This window comes from Nocardia pseudovaccinii (assembly GCF_050942345.1).
Classification (GTDB): domain Bacteria; phylum Actinomycetota; class Actinomycetes; order Mycobacteriales; family Mycobacteriaceae; genus Nocardia; species Nocardia pseudovaccinii.
On record NZ_CP192074.1, the window covers coordinates 1,131,831 to 1,148,369 of the forward strand.

Annotated in this window: 13 protein-coding genes; 11 read left to right on the forward strand and 2 right to left on the reverse strand. The window is 66.6% G+C overall.

Annotated features, from left to right (window positions below; all coding sequences use genetic code 11):
* Positions 1-193 precede the first annotated feature (193 nt).
* Genes ACQPZ2_RS05220 through puuE form a run of 5 tightly spaced genes read left to right on the forward strand, consistent with a single transcriptional unit; the run spans position 194 to position 7,258 of the window.
* Positions 194-1,051, forward strand: coding sequence for an FAD binding domain-containing protein (locus ACQPZ2_RS05220; protein ID WP_433524547.1), 858 nt, complete (start codon positions 194-196; stop codon positions 1,049-1,051).
* A complete protein-coding gene (locus ACQPZ2_RS05225; RefSeq protein ID WP_433524548.1) occupies positions 1,048-4,065 on the forward strand; it encodes a molybdopterin-dependent oxidoreductase in 3,018 nt (1,005 codons plus the stop codon). The genes ACQPZ2_RS05220 and ACQPZ2_RS05225 overlap by 4 nt, the downstream gene beginning before the upstream one ends.
* Positions 4,066-4,104: 39 nt before the next feature.
* Entirely contained in the window at positions 4,105-5,370 is a 1,266-nt protein-coding gene (locus ACQPZ2_RS05230) for a DUF6986 family protein (protein WP_433524549.1), read from the forward strand.
* A 20-nt stretch (positions 5,371-5,390) separates the two neighbouring features.
* Positions 5,391-6,353 carry an allantoicase gene (alc, locus tag ACQPZ2_RS05235; protein ID WP_433524550.1) on the forward strand — a complete coding sequence of 321 codons (963 nt, stop codon included), beginning with the start codon at positions 5,391-5,393 and terminating at the stop codon, positions 6,351-6,353.
* Positions 6,354-6,358: 5 nt separating this feature from the next.
* Positions 6,359-7,258 (forward strand): allantoinase PuuE, encoded by a 900-nt coding sequence (gene puuE, locus ACQPZ2_RS05240; protein WP_433524551.1) that lies wholly within the window; start codon positions 6,359-6,361, stop codon positions 7,256-7,258.
* Here the strand turns inward: puuE and ACQPZ2_RS05245 are convergent.
* A complete protein-coding gene (locus ACQPZ2_RS05245) occupies positions 7,255-8,376 on the reverse strand; it encodes an alpha/beta hydrolase (protein ID WP_433524552.1) in 1,122 nt (373 codons plus the stop codon). The two genes, puuE and ACQPZ2_RS05245, sit on opposite strands and share 4 nt — an antisense overlap.
* 432 nt (positions 8,377-8,808) lie before the next feature.
* Here ACQPZ2_RS05245 and aceA point away from each other — a divergent pair, with 432 nt between their 5' ends.
* The 6 genes from aceA to ACQPZ2_RS05275 all read left to right on the forward strand — a co-directional run bounded on the left by aceA (position 8,809) and on the right by ACQPZ2_RS05275 (position 15,809).
* Positions 8,809-10,098 carry an isocitrate lyase gene (gene aceA / locus ACQPZ2_RS05250; RefSeq protein ID WP_433524553.1) on the forward strand — a complete coding sequence of 430 codons (1,290 nt, stop codon included), beginning with the start codon at positions 8,809-8,811 and terminating at the stop codon, positions 10,096-10,098.
* A gap of 181 nt (positions 10,099-10,279) precedes the next feature.
* Positions 10,280-11,149, forward strand: coding sequence for a 3-hydroxybutyryl-CoA dehydrogenase (locus tag ACQPZ2_RS05255; RefSeq protein WP_357481834.1), 870 nt, complete (start codon positions 10,280-10,282; stop codon positions 11,147-11,149).
* A 300-nt stretch (positions 11,150-11,449) separates the two neighbouring features.
* A complete protein-coding gene (gene metE, locus ACQPZ2_RS05260; protein WP_433524554.1) occupies positions 11,450-13,756 on the forward strand; it encodes a 5-methyltetrahydropteroyltriglutamate--homocysteine S-methyltransferase in 2,307 nt (768 codons plus the stop codon).
* Between the two features lie 107 nt (positions 13,757-13,863).
* Entirely contained in the window at positions 13,864-14,283 is a 420-nt protein-coding gene (locus tag ACQPZ2_RS05265) for a VOC family protein (RefSeq protein ID WP_040696382.1), read from the forward strand.
* Positions 14,283-14,849, forward strand: coding sequence for a TetR/AcrR family transcriptional regulator (locus ACQPZ2_RS05270; RefSeq protein ID WP_433524555.1), 567 nt, complete (start codon positions 14,283-14,285; stop codon positions 14,847-14,849). Before ACQPZ2_RS05265 ends, ACQPZ2_RS05270 begins: the two co-directional genes overlap by 1 nt.
* A gap of 39 nt (positions 14,850-14,888) precedes the next feature.
* Complete coding sequence (locus ACQPZ2_RS05275) at positions 14,889-15,809, forward strand: LLM class flavin-dependent oxidoreductase (protein ID WP_433524556.1); 921 nt, start codon at positions 14,889-14,891, stop codon at positions 15,807-15,809.
* On the opposite strand, the gene ACQPZ2_RS05280 is transcribed toward ACQPZ2_RS05275, so the two are convergent.
* Positions 15,806-16,537, reverse strand: coding sequence for a ZIP family metal transporter (locus ACQPZ2_RS05280; protein WP_433524557.1), 732 nt, complete (start codon positions 16,535-16,537; stop codon positions 15,806-15,808). The two genes, ACQPZ2_RS05275 and ACQPZ2_RS05280, sit on opposite strands and share 4 nt — an antisense overlap.
* Positions 16,538-16,539 lie beyond the last annotated feature (2 nt).

Genomic DNA, 16,539 nt, shown 5'->3' on the forward strand with positions numbered 1-16,539 from the left:
GTGATCGATAACACCTGATCGTCATCCGAGACGATTCGGCCGGACCACCGCTGACCTGCGCATAGTTCTCGAGCGAGGATGGAGATATATCCGGTGTGGTTACCCCCGTGCAATCTGCGGTGGCCGTTGTGAAATATCGGCGCAACGCTCGGCTCCTAGGGTTGGCGGCAGGGACAGTGGAGCGAGGTGTGGCGTGGATCTGGACACGATTCGGGATGTGGTTGTGGCCCGGGGTCGGGCTGACCTGGCTCTGGTGGGTGGGGGTTGCGGGGTGCTCGCCGGGGGGACGTTTTTGTTCTCCGAGCAGCAGGAGGGGCTGGAGCGGCTGGTCGATATCACCGGGCTCGGGTGGGCCGCGTTGACGGCGACGGGGGCGGGGTTGGAGATCGCGGCCACCTGCACGTTGGCGGAGTTGGCGGGGGCCGGGGTCGGGCAGGAACTGGGGGTGGAGGTCTTGCGGGCGCAGTGGCCGGGGACGGCGCTGTTCGCGCAGGCGTGCCGGGCGTTGGTGGCATCGCACAAGATCTGGCGGACGGCGACGGTGGGCGGAAATGTGTGCCTGTCGTTGCCCGCCGGAGCGGTGTTGGGGGCGTTGGTGGCGTTGGACGGCGTCGCGCTGGTGTGGTCGCCGGATGGTTCGGATCGGCGGATTCCCCTACGGGAGTTCGTGCTCGGACCGGGACGCAATGTGCTCGCCGCGGGTGAAGTGTTGCGATCGATTACCGTTCCGATTCGAAGTCTGCACGCGCGCACCGCATTCCGGAAGATCGCGCTGGCTCCGCTCGGTCGTTCCGGTGCGGTTGTGATGGGCCGACGCGAAGTGGACGGCCGCTGCGCGCTGACCATAACCGCGGCGACGACCCGGCCGATAGTGCTCGATTTCGATGGGACGCCCGGCGCTGCCGAGGTGCGGGATGCGGTCGCCGCCATCGAATCGGCGCTCTGGTTCGACGATCCGCACGGAGCGCCGGACTGGCGTCGCCATGTCGCCGGGGTGCTGGCCGGTGCGGTTGCGGCCGAGCTGTGCACCGAAGCCGGTGATGGGCAATGAGATTCGAGGTCGACGGTCAGCCGGTACAGGCCGAACCACGCCCGGGCCAATGTCTGCGTACGTTATTGCGCGAAAACGGCCATTTCGCGGTGAAGAAAGGTTGTGATGCGGGCGATTGTGGCGCGTGCACCGTGCAACTCGACGGAATCCCCGTGCACTCGTGCATCATTCCCGCCTACCGCGCCGCCGACCGCACCATAACCACCGCCTCCGGCCTCGGCGCCCCAGAAGTGCCGCACCCGGTCCAGCGACGTTTCGTCGACTCCGCCGCCTTCCAGTGCGGCTTCTGCACCGCGGGCATGGTGGTCACCGCCGCGGGCCTCGGTTGCGGTGGCCCGAACGCCCCGGATCCCGAGGCGCTACCGGAGCTCATGAAGGGAAACCTCTGCCGCTGCACCGGATATCGCACCATTGCCGATGCACTGGGTACGCCTCCTGACACGGCCCCGAAGGCGGCTGCAGCATGTGGTGCGGGCCCGTCCACAGGCACAAGCCACGCCTGGGCACCTGGCGGTCGTGCGACTGGGGGCGTGACCATGGGGAGGGGCGACGTTTCGGCACCGGGCGGGCATACGACTAGTGGCCCGACCATGGGCAGTAGCGCACCGGGCATTGGTACGACCGTCGGGCCTGACCAGGCGAAGGACCCTATCCACCGCTCTGAAGGTGGCACGAGGACCAGCGCCGCAGCGGAGGTCCGTCCGGACAATGCCGCCATTGGGCGCGCGGGCACCGACGTTGGTGCGCCCGCCGGACCGCGTGTCGTCACCGGCACAGAGCCGTTCACCTTCGATGTCTGTCCGCAGGATGCGGCCACCGATGTCGACGCCGCAATAGCGCCGCCCAGCGCCCCACTGCACATTGCGGTCCTGCCGAGTCCGCACCCCCACGCGCGCATCGTATCCATCGACGCCTCCGCCGCCGAAAATCTGCCCGGTGTGCACGCAGTGCTCACCTACGCGGACGCTCCCGATATCGCTTTTTCCACTGCGCGCCACGAACTCCGAGTCGACGACCCCGACGACACTCATGTGCTTGATCGCACGGTCCGATTCATAGGGCAGCGGGTCGCCGCCATAGTGGCGGATAGCCTGGATATCGCGCGCGCGGGTTGCCGGGCCCTGCAGGTCGAGTACGACATCCTGCCCGCGGTATTCGATCCGGCCGAGGCATTGCTGCCGGAAGCGCCGAAACTGCATGGTGACAAGCCGGATTCGGCTCGCATCGCCGATGCCGAACGCAACCTGATCGCCGAGATCGACGGCGAGGTCGGCGATGTCTCGGCGGGCATCGCCGCGGCGGCGCAGGTGGTCAGTGGCGTCTGGCATTCGCCGCGCGCCCAGCACGTCCATCTGGAAACCCATGGCGGTATCGGCTGGTTGGACGCCGACGGCAGGCTGGTCGTCCGCTGCAGCACGCAGGTCCCGTTCCTGGTGCGCGACGAACTGTGCCAGATATTCGGGCTACCGCGTGACCGGGTGCGGGTATTCGCCAAGCGTGTCGGCGGCGGATTCGGTGCCAAACAGGAAATGCTGGCCGAGGATCTGATAGCACTGGCCGTGTTGAGGACCGGTCGACCCGTGCAATACGAATTCACCCGCTCCGACGAATTCACCAGCGCCACTTGCCGTCATCCGATGCGGGTCGCGATCACCGCGGGCGCGGATGCCGACGGCATACTGACCGCACTCTCGATCGACGTGCTCGCCGATGCCGGGGCATACGGCAATCACAGCGCGGGCGTGCTGTACCACGGCGTCGGCGAATCCGTCGAGGTCTACCGCTGCGCCAATAAGCGCGTCGAGGCGAAGACGGTCTACACCAACAACGTTCCCTCGGGCGCATTCCGCGGCTACGGTCTCGGACAGATCATCTTCGGCGTCGAGTCGGCATTGGATGAACTGGCGCGCGCACTCGATATCGACCCATTCGAATTCCGCCGCCGCAATGTCATCGTCCCCGGCGACGCGTTCGTCGGCGCGCAAGTCAGCGACAGCGATCTGGACTTCGGCAGCTACGGCCTCGATCAATGTCTGGACCTCGCCGAACGAGCCTTATTGCGCGGCAATGGGAGTCGCGCTCCTGGTCCGGACTGGCGGGTGGGCACCGGTATGGCGCTTGCCATGATCGCCACCATCCCACCGCGCGGCCACCGCTCCGAGGTGACCGTCACGCTCCTACCCGATGGGCGGTACGAACTCCGGGTCGGCACAGTCGAATTCGGCAATGGCACCACCACAGTGCACGCGCAACTCGCGGCGACAGCGCTACACACCGACGTGCGACGCATCGTGATCCGCCAATCGGACACCGACGTCATCGGCTACGACACCGGCGCCTTCGGGTCCACCGGCATCACCGTCGCGGGCAAGGCCACCTACGCCGCTGCCGTGGCATTGCGCGAGCACATCCTGGTTCGGGCCGCCAAGCTGACCGGTCGCGCCGAAGCGGAGTGCGTCCTGGTGGCCGATGGCGTCCGCTGCGGCGATCGGCTGATCGACGCCACCGAACTTCTGGCCGACGGCGAGTTGTCCGGCCACGGCGAACACGCGGGCAGCCCGCGCTCGGTCAGCTTCAATGTGCAGGCATTCCGGGTCGCCGTGCAGCCCGACACCGGGTTGGTGCGCATCCTGCAATCGGTCCAGGCCGCCGACGCGGGCACGGTGCTCAACCCGGCGCAGTGCCGCGGTCAGGTGGTCGGCGGTGTCGCGCAGGCCATCGGCACCGCGCTCTACGAGGACATGCGCTCCGCACAAGGCGAGGTAACCACGCGGACACTGCGGCACTATCACATTCCGCAGTTCGCCGATCTGCCGCACACCGAGGTCTACTTCGCCGAAACCGCCGATGACCTGGGACCACTGGGCGCCAAATCGATGAGCGAATCCCCGTACAACCCGGTTGCCCCCGCCCTGGCGAACGCCATCCGCGATGCTGTCGGGGTACGACAGACCGGTTTGCCGATGACAGCGGACCGGATCTGGCGCGCCCTTCAGGAAGGAGACCAGGGGTGAGCACCCAGCGTCGTGAGCGTCAGGCCCGGAGGAGGCAGCGTGCGTAACCACGGAGGGCCCGGGAGCGGCGCAAATCGAACTCAGCTACCCGAGAATGTCCGCGCTCGCATCGACGCGATACTCGACACGGTCGACGCCGAGTTGCGGACCCGGTACCCGGGCCCCGACGGCCGGGTCCAGCCGATCCACACCGCCTACGTCCCGGCCGACCGGGCCACCGCCGCGACCCCCGCCGAATGGGGTGCGGCGGCGATAGAGCTGCTCGATCGCCACCACGACCTGCTCGCCGGAATCGACGGCACCGACGCGCTGCCCACCGTGCGCAGCCGACTCGAGCAGCGGCCGATCCAGGATCTGCGTATCGACTTCGAAGACGGTTACGGCTTCCGTACGGACGCCGAGGAGGACGAGGCCGCCACCAACGCGGGGACGGCACTCGCCGAGTGGGCGAAGCAATCTGGTGGCCCGGCGAGTCTCGGCATTCGGATGAAGGGTCTGGCGGGCACCGAGCGCATCCGCGCCCTGCGCACCCTCGAGCTGGTTCTGGACGCCGCGGGCGGTGTGCCGACGGGTTTCGTCTTCACGGTCCCGAAGATCCGTGCGGCGGAACAGGCTTCGGCGTTGGTCGCCCTGTGTGACGGACTCGAGCGCGGATCCGGACTCGCTGCGGGCACCCTGCGATTCGAACTGCAGATCGAGAGCCCGCAGGCGATTATCGCCGCCGACGGCAGCGCCCCGATCGCCAAGATGCTCAGCATGTCCGAAGGCCGTTGCAGTGCTTTGCACTTCGGCACCTATGACTACACGGCCGCGTGCGGTATCGCCGCGCCCGATCAGGCGCTCGACCATCCGGCTGCGGACTACGCGAAGTCGGTCATGCAGGTGGCCGCCGCCCAAACCGGGGTGTGGATCTGTGACGGCTCCACCCAGATCGTGCCGGACCGCGATCCGGAATCCGCACTGCGCAACCATCATCGGCTCGTCGGCCGGGCGCTGCGCCTCGGTTACTACCAGGGCTGGGATATGCATCCGGGCCACCTGATCACCCGCTGGCTGGCCACCTACGAATTCTTCCGCCGCGCCATCGACGTCGCGGTTCCCCGTCTGGTCGCCTACCTCGACCGGCGCTCCGGCGGCGTCATGGACGAGCCCGCCACCGCGGAAGCTTTGGCGGCCACCGTTTTACGCGGCTTGAACTGCGGTGCACGCACCGCCGATGAACTGCGTGCGCTCGCGCCGGTGCTGACTCCCGAGGTGCTGCGGGCGCTCGTTGCGCGCGAGCCGATTCCGCAGGAGACGGTGTGAACGACTACCCAGGAGGCCCATTGAACGCGGATTTCACGCTGCTGCCCGATCTCGCGGTGCGGCCGCTCGGTGGATCGGTCATCTGGGCCGATGACGAATTCTTCGCGGAGAAGGAGAATTTGATCAATCCGGGTCCGTCGGAATACCGACCGTCGACCTTCGGACACAAGGGCCAGATCTACGATGGCTGGGAAACCCGCAGGCACCGGGGCCGCCCCGGCGACGACTCGGCCATCGTGCGCCTGGGCGTGCCCGGCGTGATCCGCGGCATCGTGGTGGACACCGCCTGGTTCAAGGGCAACTATCCGCCCGCGGTTTCGGTCTCCGCACTCGAGATCGATGGCTATCCGCCCGCGGAAACCATGGCCGAGCGCGGCGATTGGGTGCCCCTGATCGACCGTGCCCCGGTAACCGGCGACAGCCGCAATCCGTTCGCGATCGAGAACGAAAACCGTTGGACCCATGTGAAACTCACCATGCACCCGGACGGCGGCGTCGCCCGGTTGCGCGTACACGGCGAGGGCAGGCCCGATCCGAAGCTGCTCGGCCTCGGCCCACTGGACTTGGCAGCACTGGAAAACGGCGCCCTAGTCCTCGACTGCTCCAACCGCTTCTACAGTTCGCCGAACCAGCTGCTCTACCCCGGCCTGGCACGAAAAATGGGCGACGGCTGGGAAACCGCCCGCCGCCGCGACGAGAGCAACGACTGGGTGCACATCCGGCTGGCCGGACCCGGCCTCATCCGCCTCGCCGAGATCGATACGTCGTACTTCCTCGGCAACAGCCCGGGCTCGGCCCGGCTCACCGGCCGCACCACCGACGGCACCGAACTCGAATTGCTCCCGCGTACCGAACTGCTGCCCGACACCAGGCATCGCTTCGCGATCGCGCCGATGGCGGCCTCGGTCGAGGAGGTCCGCCTGGATATCTACCCCGACGGCGGGCTCGCGCGACTGCGCCTCTACGGCGAACTCGGGGGCTGAGCGGCATGAGCGAACGAGATTTCGTCGGCTACGGCGCGACGCCGCCGGATCCGCGGTGGCCCGATGGTGCGAAGATCGCGGTCCAGTTCGTCCTCAATTACGAAGAGGGCGCGGAGCGCAATGTGCTCGACGGCGATCCACATTCGGAGACGTTTCTCTCGGAAATGACTCCCGCGCAAGCCTTTCCGAACCGTCACATGAGCATGGAATCGCTGTACGAATACGGCTCCCGCGCCGGACTGTGGCGGGTCCTGCGCGCCTTCGAACGCCGTGATCTGCCGCTGACCATCTTCGCCGTCGCCCGTGCCATGCAGCGAAATCCGGAGGCGGTGGCCGCCTTTCGGGAACTCGGCCACGAAATCGCCGGCCACGGCCTGCGCTGGCAGTCCTACCAGCTCACCGACCGCGACACCGAGCGTGAACACATGGCCGAGGCCGTGCGTATCCTCACCGAACTCACCGGCGCGGCCCCGCTCGGCTGGTACACCGGCCGCGACTCCCCGCACACCAGGGAACTGGTGGTCGAACACGGCGGTTTCGTCTACGACTCCGACTCCTACGCCGATGATCTCCCGTACTGGGTCACCGTGCACGGCCGGAACCACCTGGTCGTCCCGTACACCCTCGACACCAACGACATGCGCTTCGCCTCACCAGCGGGTTTCCCCAGCGGCGAGCAATTCTTCGCCCACCTCCGCGACGCCTTCGACGTGCTCTATCGCGAAGGCGCGGAGGGCAGTCCGAAAATGCTGTCGATCGGCCTGCACTGTCGTCTGGTCGGACGCCCCGCCCGCCTCGCCGCGCTGGAACGCTTCCTGGACCACGTCCAGTCGCATGCCGACGTGTGGATCGCGCGCCGCATCGATATCGCCGAGCACTGGCGCCGGGTGCATCCGGCGGTCTAGGCGAACAGATTCCGCACGAAAGGCAGCGAATCCGGCAGCGACGCATTGACGGTCCCGCTGTGATCTTCCGGATAAGTGTGCAGCGTGACCGGCTGCCGATTCGCCTCGAGCACCGCGGCGTACCGCAACGTCTCCGGCGTCACCACATCGGTGTCGCGCAAACCCTGCCCCAGGAACAGCGGCCTGTCGTAACCGGATTCGGGCAGGCCGAGGTATCCGGTCAGCAGCCCGTGCAGGTCCGGGATCTCGAGTAGCGGACGTGCGAACAGGTCACCGATCACCACGCCCTCGGCCGCGAGCGCATCGCTGAGCGGGTTGATGCAGGCCTCGCGGGCACGGGCGAGCCAGTCGCGGCCGGACTCGGTCAGATACGAATCGATATCCAGCGCCGGATAGGTGGTGCGCAGGCCGTTGAGGATGTAGAGCACGTACGCCGACGAGTGCGGCGACAGTTTCACCGGCGGCACATGCGGACCGAGCGGCAACAGAATGTCCTGGATATACGCCGGTATGCCGGTGCCGACCGCGCCGCGGTAGTCGAGTTCGGGTCCGCCGAATTCGGAGGCGTAGCGCGCCGTGTAGACGGCAGCACCGGCACCCTGTGACTGACCGACGACCACCCACTTCTTCGCCAGCGACGAGTACTGCCTGGTGGCGGCCCGCACCGCGTCGACGACGTTGTGCGCGACCACGACGCCGTTGAGATACGGGTGTTCGCCCGGCGTGCCGAGCCCGGCGTAATCCGCGGTGACGATGGCATAGCCCTGCCGCAGCCACGTCTCCAGATACGCCCAGTCCCGCTCGACCGCGCTCGGCCCGGCGATGCTGTAGGCGCAGTCGTCGCCGAGTCCGACCGTGCCGTGCGCCCACGCGATCACCGGCCAACCACCCTCGGGTGCTTCCCCTGGCGGGAAGTAGACCGCGGCGCCGGCCACCGTCGGCACATCGTTGGCGGTGGTCGTCTCGTACAGGATGCGGCTGGAATTCGCCGAACCGGGCGGTGTCGCCACCGCGGCCAGCGGCGCCACGGATTCCACCGCGCCCGGATCGGCGCTGGCCGCGGGCAGTTGCAGGCCTAGACCACATATGACGACAACGGCGAACCACAGTTTCCGCATAAAGGCTCCTCTCGGACGCGGAACGTCTGCCCGCGATGGACGCGGTCTGCCAATCGAACCATCGGCGCCGATTTCGAGGTGGCGGAGGCCACACAGAGGCTTGTGAAGGTGCTCACAACCCGGAATTCCGGGGGCGTCGGATGGCAGCCCGTCGGGCGATCTCAAACAGTACGAGCGTTACGCTAAAACCGCATGTCAGCGCTACCGGCGGGTAGGTTTCACGCTTGCAATTCGCAGGCAAATTTCGCAAGGTTAGCAAAGGCCAGTCGAAACCTAGCTCGGATTCACACTTGCAACAGGTAGACGGCTATTTCCTGGTGTGCCATCGTGTGGAAGTACACCCCATGGGCCTAGCAAGCCTGCAAATTGCCGCCACAGCAGTTCGAGTGATGCTCGACCGTGGGGCACCGAAACGAAGAAGTGGAGTCAGAGATGTCGAACGCCGGCACCCCGAAGACCGCTGCGGAGATCCAGCAGGATTGGGACACCAACCCGCGCTGGAAGGGCGTCACCCGCAACTACACCGCCGAGCAGGTGTCGAAGCTGCAGGGCACCGTCGTCGAAGAGGCCACCCTCGCCCGTCGTGGCTCGGAGATCCTCTGGGATCTCGTCAACAACGAGGACTACATCAACTCCCTCGGTGCCCTGACCGGTAACCAGGCGGTCCAGCAGGTCCGCGCCGGCCTGAAGGCCATCTACCTGTCCGGTTGGCAGGTCGCCGGTGACGCGAACCTGTCCGGCCACACCTACCCGGACCAGTCGCTGTACCCGGCCAACTCGGTTCCGTCCGTGGTCCGCCGCATCAACAACGCGCTGCTGCGCGCCGACGAGATCGCCAAGGTCGAGGGCGACACCTCGGTCCAGAACTGGCTGGCTCCGATCGTCGCCGACGCCGAGGCCGGCTTCGGTGGCGCGCTGAACGCCTACGAGCTGCAGAAGGCCATGATCGCCGCCGGCGCCGCCGGTGTGCACTGGGAGGACCAGCTGGCCTCCGAGAAGAAGTGTGGCCACCTGGGCGGCAAGGTGCTGATCCCGACCCAGCAGCACATCCGCACCCTGACCTCCGCGCGTCTGGCCGCCGACGTCGCCGACGTGCCTTCGGTGATCATCGCCCGCACCGACGCCGAGGCCGCCACCCTGATCACCTCGGACGTGGACGAGCGCGACCGTGAGTTCCTGGACGGCACCCGCACCGCCGAGGGCTTCTTCGGTGTGCAGAACGGCATCGAGCCCTGCATCGCGCGTGCCAAGGCCTACGCCCCCTACGCCGACCTGATCTGGATGGAGACCGGCGTGCCGGACCTCGAGGTCGCGCGCAAGTTCGCCGAGGCCGTCCGCGGCGAGTTCCCGGACCAGCTGCTGGCCTACAACTGCTCGCCGTCCTTCAACTGGAAGGCGCACCTGGACGACGCGACCATCGCGAAGTTCCAGCGTGAGCTCGGCGCGATGGGCTTCAAGTTCCAGTTCATCACCCTGGCCGGCTTCCACTCGCTCAACTACGGCATGTTCGACCTGGCCTACGGCTACGCCCGCGAGGGCATGACCGCCTTCGTCGACCTGCAGGAGCGCGAGTTCAAGGCCGCCGCCGAGCGTGGCTTCACCGCCATCAAGCACCAGCGTGAGGTCGGTGCCGGTTACTTCGACACCATCGCCACCACCGTGGACCCGAACACCTCGACGGCGGCCCTGAAGGGTTCCACCGAAGAGGGTCAGTTCCACTGAGCCCGACCAGCCCGCAGTAATGCAGGCCGATAGCCCCCTCTAGGGGTGTACCGCCCTCCCCGCTGAACAGCCCCAGCGGGGAGGGCATCCCTATACCTTGGACCATCGAAGGCCCGCTCACACCGGAGCAGGCACCTTCATCAGCCACCCGACAGCCAGACAAAACCAGCAGGAGCGGGACGTGAGCAGCGAGAAGATTCAGCGCGTCGGCATCATCGGTGCCGGCCAGATGGGTGCCGGCATCGCGGAGGTGTGTGCGCGGGCGCATATCGACGTGCTCGTCTACGAACAGACCCGGGAGCTAGCCGCCGCAGGTCGCGCCCGCATCCTGCGCTCGCTCGACCGCGGCGTCAGCAGCGGCAAGATCACCGAGCGCGAGCGCGAACAGGCCGCATGGCGACTGCGGTTCACCTCCGACCTCGGCGACTTCGCCGACCGCCAGCTGGTGGTCGAGGCGGTGCTCGAGGACGAGAAGGTCAAGACCGCCATCTTCGCCGAACTCGACAAGGTGGTCACCGATCCGGACGCCGTGCTGGCCTCCAATACCTCTTCCATCCCGATCATGAAGATCGCCGTCGCCACCGCCAACCCGGAGCGCGTGGTCGGCATGCACTTCTTCAACCCGGTGCCGGTGCTGCCGCTGGTCGAGCTGGTCACCACGCTGAAGACCAGTGAAGCCGTGTCCGCACGGGCCGAGGCCTTCGCAGGCGATGTGCTCGGCAAGCAGGTCGTGCGCTCGGCCGACCGCTCTGGTTTCGTGGTGAACGCGCTGCTCGTGCCGTACCTGCTCTCGGCCATCCGGATGGTCGAATCCGGCTTCGCCACCAAGGAAGACGTCGACAAGGCGATGGTGCTCGGCTGTGCCCATCCGATGGGTCCGCTGGCACTCACCGACCTGGTCGGCCTCGACACCGTGAAGTCCATCGCCGACTCCATGTACCAGGAGTTCAAGGAGCCGCTGTACTCGGCGCCGCCGCTGCTGATGCGCATGGTCGAGGCCGGTCTGCTCGGCAAGAAGACCGGCGCGGGCTTCTACCAGTACAAGGTCTGAGTTGATCCGAATTCGCGGCTCGGCTCACATCGAGCCGGGTCGCGAACGGCGCTTGTCGATGCATTCATCGGCATAAGCTGTTCCGAAAGTGCAGGGCGTGGTCGGTGACTTGGGCACTCGGGTGACCACCACGGAGCGAGTCTTACGAGCGACCGTTCGCGGCCCGTCTCGCGGCCGAGCCGTCGAAGCGCATGCGCCGCAGGCGCCAGTCTCGACGGCTCGGCCGGGAGACACCAGGGGGCCGCGAACACGCAGCGCCGCAGGCGCTGCAATCAGACACAGCAAGGGAGTACCCCGCTCATGGTCAATGTTCAGGACGGTTACGGGTCGAGCATTCTCGGCTACCCGAGGATCGGGCCGCACCGGGAACTCAAGCGGGCCCTCGAGGGCTATTGGCATGGTGGGGTCTCCCGCGACGAGCTGCTCGCGGTCGGGCGCGATATCCAGGAGCGGCAGTACAACGGGCTGGCCGCGACCGGTCTGACCCAGGTGCCCGGCAATACCTTCTCCTTCTACGACCACATTCTCGACAATGCGCTGCTGTTCGGTGCGGTGCCCGCGCGGTTCAAGCCCTATCAGGACGAGCTGCACCCGCTGGACTTCTACTTCTTGATGGCGCGCGGTCGTCCGGATCTGCCGCCGCTGGAGCTGGTGCGGTTCTTCGGTACGAATTACCACTACCGCCAGCCAGAACTCGACGAGAACACCGAATTCTCGCTGCACCCCGAGGCTTTGCTCGACGAATGGGATCGCGCCAAGGCCGCTGATATCGAGCTGCGTCCGGTGGTGGTGGGTCCGGTGTCGCTGCTGCTGCTGTCCAAGGCGGGCCATATCCCCGGTGAGGCAGGCGGTTTCGACACCCTCAGCCTGTTGGACAAGCTGCTGCCGGTGTACGAGGAGTTGTTCGAGATCCTCGCCAAGCGCGGGTCCACCTGTGTGCAGCTCGACGAGCCGTGCTTCACCAGTGAGCGCACTCCGCAAGAGCTGGCCGCGTTCGAGCGTGCCTACCAACGACTTTCGACCTCGGCGCTGCGGCCGCGCATGCTGGTCACCGGGCAGTACGGCGATTTCGGTGAGGCGCTGCGCATTCTGGCCGAAACCAATGTCGAGGCCATCGGATTGGATCTGGCCAGTTACCGCATCCAGCCGGAAGAGCTCGCGGAGATTCCCGGCATGCGGCGTAAGCGCCTGTACGCGGGCGTGATCAGCGGTCTCAATGTGTGGCGCGCGGATCGCTACGTGACGCTGGAATACCTGAACGAGCTGGCCGAGGTGTGTCCCGATCTCGTGGTGTCCACCGGCACGACACTGCTGCACGTGCCCTATGACGTGCTCGCCGAATACGAGATCGAGGGCAATGTCGCCGACCGTCTCGCGTTCGCGCGGCAGAAGGTCGGGGAGGTGGTTTCGCTCGCCAAGGCGCTCACCGAGGGGCCATCGGACAAGTGGCGCAAGCGGCCGACCGAGGTGCACTTCAAGCAGAAACACGCGGTGCGGCAACGGGTTTACGCGATCACGCCCGATATGCGCGCGCGCGAACCGTACGAGGTGCGCCGCGAAGCCCAGCAGCGCAAGCTGAATCTGCCGCCGGTGCCCGCGACCACGCTGGGTTCCTTCCCGCAGACGACCAGGATTCGCCAGGCCCGCTACGACCTGGGCCAGGGCAAACTGTCCTATGACGAATACCGCAAGAAGATCGAGGCCGAGATCGAGGCCACGATCCGCCTTCAGGAGGACATCGGCCTCGATGTGCTCGTGCACGGTGAGCACGAGCGCAACGACATGATCCAGTACTTCGCCGAGCTGCTCGACGGCTTCGCGACCACCCACTTCGGCTGGGTCCAGGTGTACGGATCCCGTTGTGTGCGACCGCCGATCATCTACGGCGACGTCTCGCGGCCCGCGCCGATGTCGGTCGAGTGGATCAGCTATGCCCAGTCGCTGACCGACAAGCCGGTCAAGGGCATGGTCACCGGTCCGGTCACCATGATCGCGCGTTCGTTCGTGCGCCAGGATCAGCCGCTGTTCGAGACCGCTGATCAGGTCGCGCTGGCCATTCGCGATGAGGTCGTGGATCTGGAACGGGCCGGGATCTCGATCATCCAGGTCGACGAGCCCGCCATTCGCGAGTTGCTACCCATGCGTCCGCAGGGGCGCGCCGAATATCTGCGGTGGGCGGTCGGGGCATTCCGCCTGGCTACCTCCGGCGTCAAGCCGGAGACCCAGATCCACACGCATATCGGCTATTCCGGTCGCACCGAGGTGGTCGACGCGATCGAGGAGCTCGATGCCGATGTCACCGCGATCGTGGCGACCCGCTCGATCGAATGGGTGTTGAAGGCGCTCAAGGAGGACTCCGCATCGGGTCACGGGCTGAGTCACGGCGTCGGTCCCGGTGTCTACGAGAGCCGTTCGGCGCGGATCCCGGATATCGACGAGCTAGACGAATTGCTCACGGCCGCAGCCGAAGCCATCAGTCCGGAACGCCTGTGGGCGAATCCGGACGGCGGACTCAAGACCCGGCACTACTGGCAGCTGGAGCCCTCGCTGCGCAATATGGTCGCCGCCGCGCGCCGTGTTCGTCGGCGGGCAACGCCGACGGAGTAATCGAAGACGAAGGCCGCCGCCATGTCTCGGACGTGGCGGCGGTCTTTTGCGGCTCGGGTGATGGATGCCATACTGAATCGGTACAGTACGTACCGTATCGTTGAGATATGGCTGAGCAGACATGGCCCGAGTCGTTGCCGGTGGCCCAGGTTCGAATTGCCAGGCCCACCGATCGGTTGGTAGAGGTCGTGCGGTTCTACGTCGAGGGGTTGGGACTGCGCGAGCTCTACCGATTCGAAAACCACGCGGGTTACGACGGCGTGATGCTCGGATTGCCGGGGACCGGATATCACCTGGAGTTCACCACCCACGTGGACGGCAGCCCCGGCGATGCGCCGAGCGCGGAAAACCTGCTGGTGCTCTACTTTTCGACCGAAACCCAGATGTACGACGTGGCACAGCGCCTCGGTGAGTTCGGGGTGGAGCCCGTGCCCGCCGAGAATCCGTACTGGGCGGCCAACGGTGGCCTGACCTTCCCGGATCCGGACGGTTGGCGAGTCGTCCTGATGCCGCGTCCGGTGTTCTGATGCCGGGACGCACGCGTGAAGACCGCATCGACACCGCGGTACTCGCCGCGGCGCGAGAGCTGTTGGACGAGAACGGTTATGCCGAGTTGTCCATTGGCCAGGTAGCGGCCAGAGCGGGCCTGCATCGCCCGGCGATCTACCGCCGCTGGCCGTCCAAACGCCACCTCGTTGTCGATGTCGTCGCCGACCTGCTGGGTGTGCAACCAACGCCGAACACCGGCGACCTGCGTGCCGACCTGACCATCGCCATGCGCAATCTGGTTGCCGCACTATGTGATACCTCGCTGAGCCACGTCCTGCCCGCCCTGGTGGCGGATCTCGCCAACGACCCGGATCTACGCGCCCACTTCCTGGCGACGGTATTCGAACCACGCAGGCGAACCACCGCGAATGCCCTGGAATCGGCCATCCACCGAGGCGAGATCGACCCGGGTATCGATATAGATTTCGTCCTCGACGCGGTCGCCGCCCCGATCTACTACCGCGCCCTCTTCGGCCATCTGCCGCTCACCGAACCGCTCGCTGACCAGTCGGTGGATGCCGCGCTGCGCGCGATCACGCGCTGACCGTCCGGAATGGGCGGGCAGGCTGTTGGTGTTGATCTGATGACCTCTGTCGGGACACCGGAATCGGGAGCCAGCGCCATGCCCTCGGGAGAAACAGCCAGCAATGCCCTTCGGCTCGGTATCGCCCCGCATCGGTTATGGCCCGACAATGCCGGTGAACTCGATGACATCGTCGAAACTGCCTGTACCGCAGAGCAATTGGGCTTCGACCATATCGTCGCCGGGAGTCATGTGCTCGCTGGTGACCTGGGTGTCACGCATGAGCCGCTGATCATGCTGTCGGCCATCGCGGGTGCGATCTCGCGCATCGGTATCGCGACCAGCGTGCTGATCCTGCCGCTGTACAACCCGGTCGTACTGGCCCATCAGACCGCGACGCTCGACCGGCTGTCGCGTGGGCGGTTCACGCTCGGCGTCGGAACCGGTTGGGATCGTGCCGAATTCGATGCGGTCGGGGTGCCGTTCGGGGAACGCGGCAAGCGCGCCGGTGAGTATCTGGAAGTGCTGTCATCGTTGTGGCGGGGTGAGTCCGAGCCGCGGATCGGTATCGCGCCGCGCACGGCCGGTGGACCACCGGTGTGGGTCGGCGGGCAGAGCGATGCCGCGCTGCGCAGAGCCGTGCGCTTCGGCAGCGCATGGCACGGGTCGGTCGCCGATCCCGCCGAACTGCATCGAATCCGCGAGCGGCTCAACGAGCTTGCCGAAGTATCCGGCGTCGAGAGGCAGCTGCGACTCACCTCGGTGGCCTTCGTGGTCCCACCCGGGTTCACTGCCATCAGCCGCGATCCAGGTCGGCTGCTCGGTGGCGGGCAGCCGACGGCCGCAAGCATTGTCGACGAATTGGGAGCCCTGCACGAAGCCGGACTTCATGCCTGCTCGATCTGGCTGCCGGTACCTGGTCCCGCATTCGCCGACGCCATGGCCTGGGTGGCCCAAGAGGTGCTGCCGGAGCTCGGTTAGTCGCTGAGCACAGCCACGACGAGCATGAATGTCGCGCCGGTGACGGTGCAGGCGAGGGTCAGACGGGACGGGTGTTCGGCGTGAGCCTCGGGGAGGATGTCGGCGGTGGCCAGGTAGAGCAGGAAACCGGCGAAGTAGCCGAGGTAGAGGCCGATGGTCCCGGCGGGCATCCGGACGAGGGTGCCGATCACCGCACCGATCACCGGGGCGATGGCATCCAGGGCGAGCAGGGTCAATGCGCGTCTGTGGGCGGAGCCGTAGAGCGTGGTGATGGTGAAAGTGTTGAAGCCGTCGGCGAAGTCGTGACAGATGACGGCGATGGCGACCGCGATGCCGACGGGGGCTCCGGCTTGGAAACCCAATCCGATGCCGAGACCGTCGAGGGTGCTGTGGAAGATCAGCCCGGCCGCCGCGACCAAGCCGACGGATTCGAAACCGTGCTTGTGCGAACCGAATTCACCTTCATGGCCGGTGTGGATGGCGACGGCGCGCTCGATGACGTGGATGGTGAGAAACCCGGCCACGGTTGCGATGAGCGCCGCCGGGACCCCGAGCACGACATCCCCCGACTGCGCCAATGCCTCCGGCAGCAGATCGAAGAACACCACACCCAACATGACACCCGCCGCCAGCCCCAGCACCAGATGTTTGCGGTCGCCGATCCGCACCGCCACCAGCCCGCCGAGCAGCGTCGAGCACATCGATACCAGCGCAAGCAGAATCGCCATCG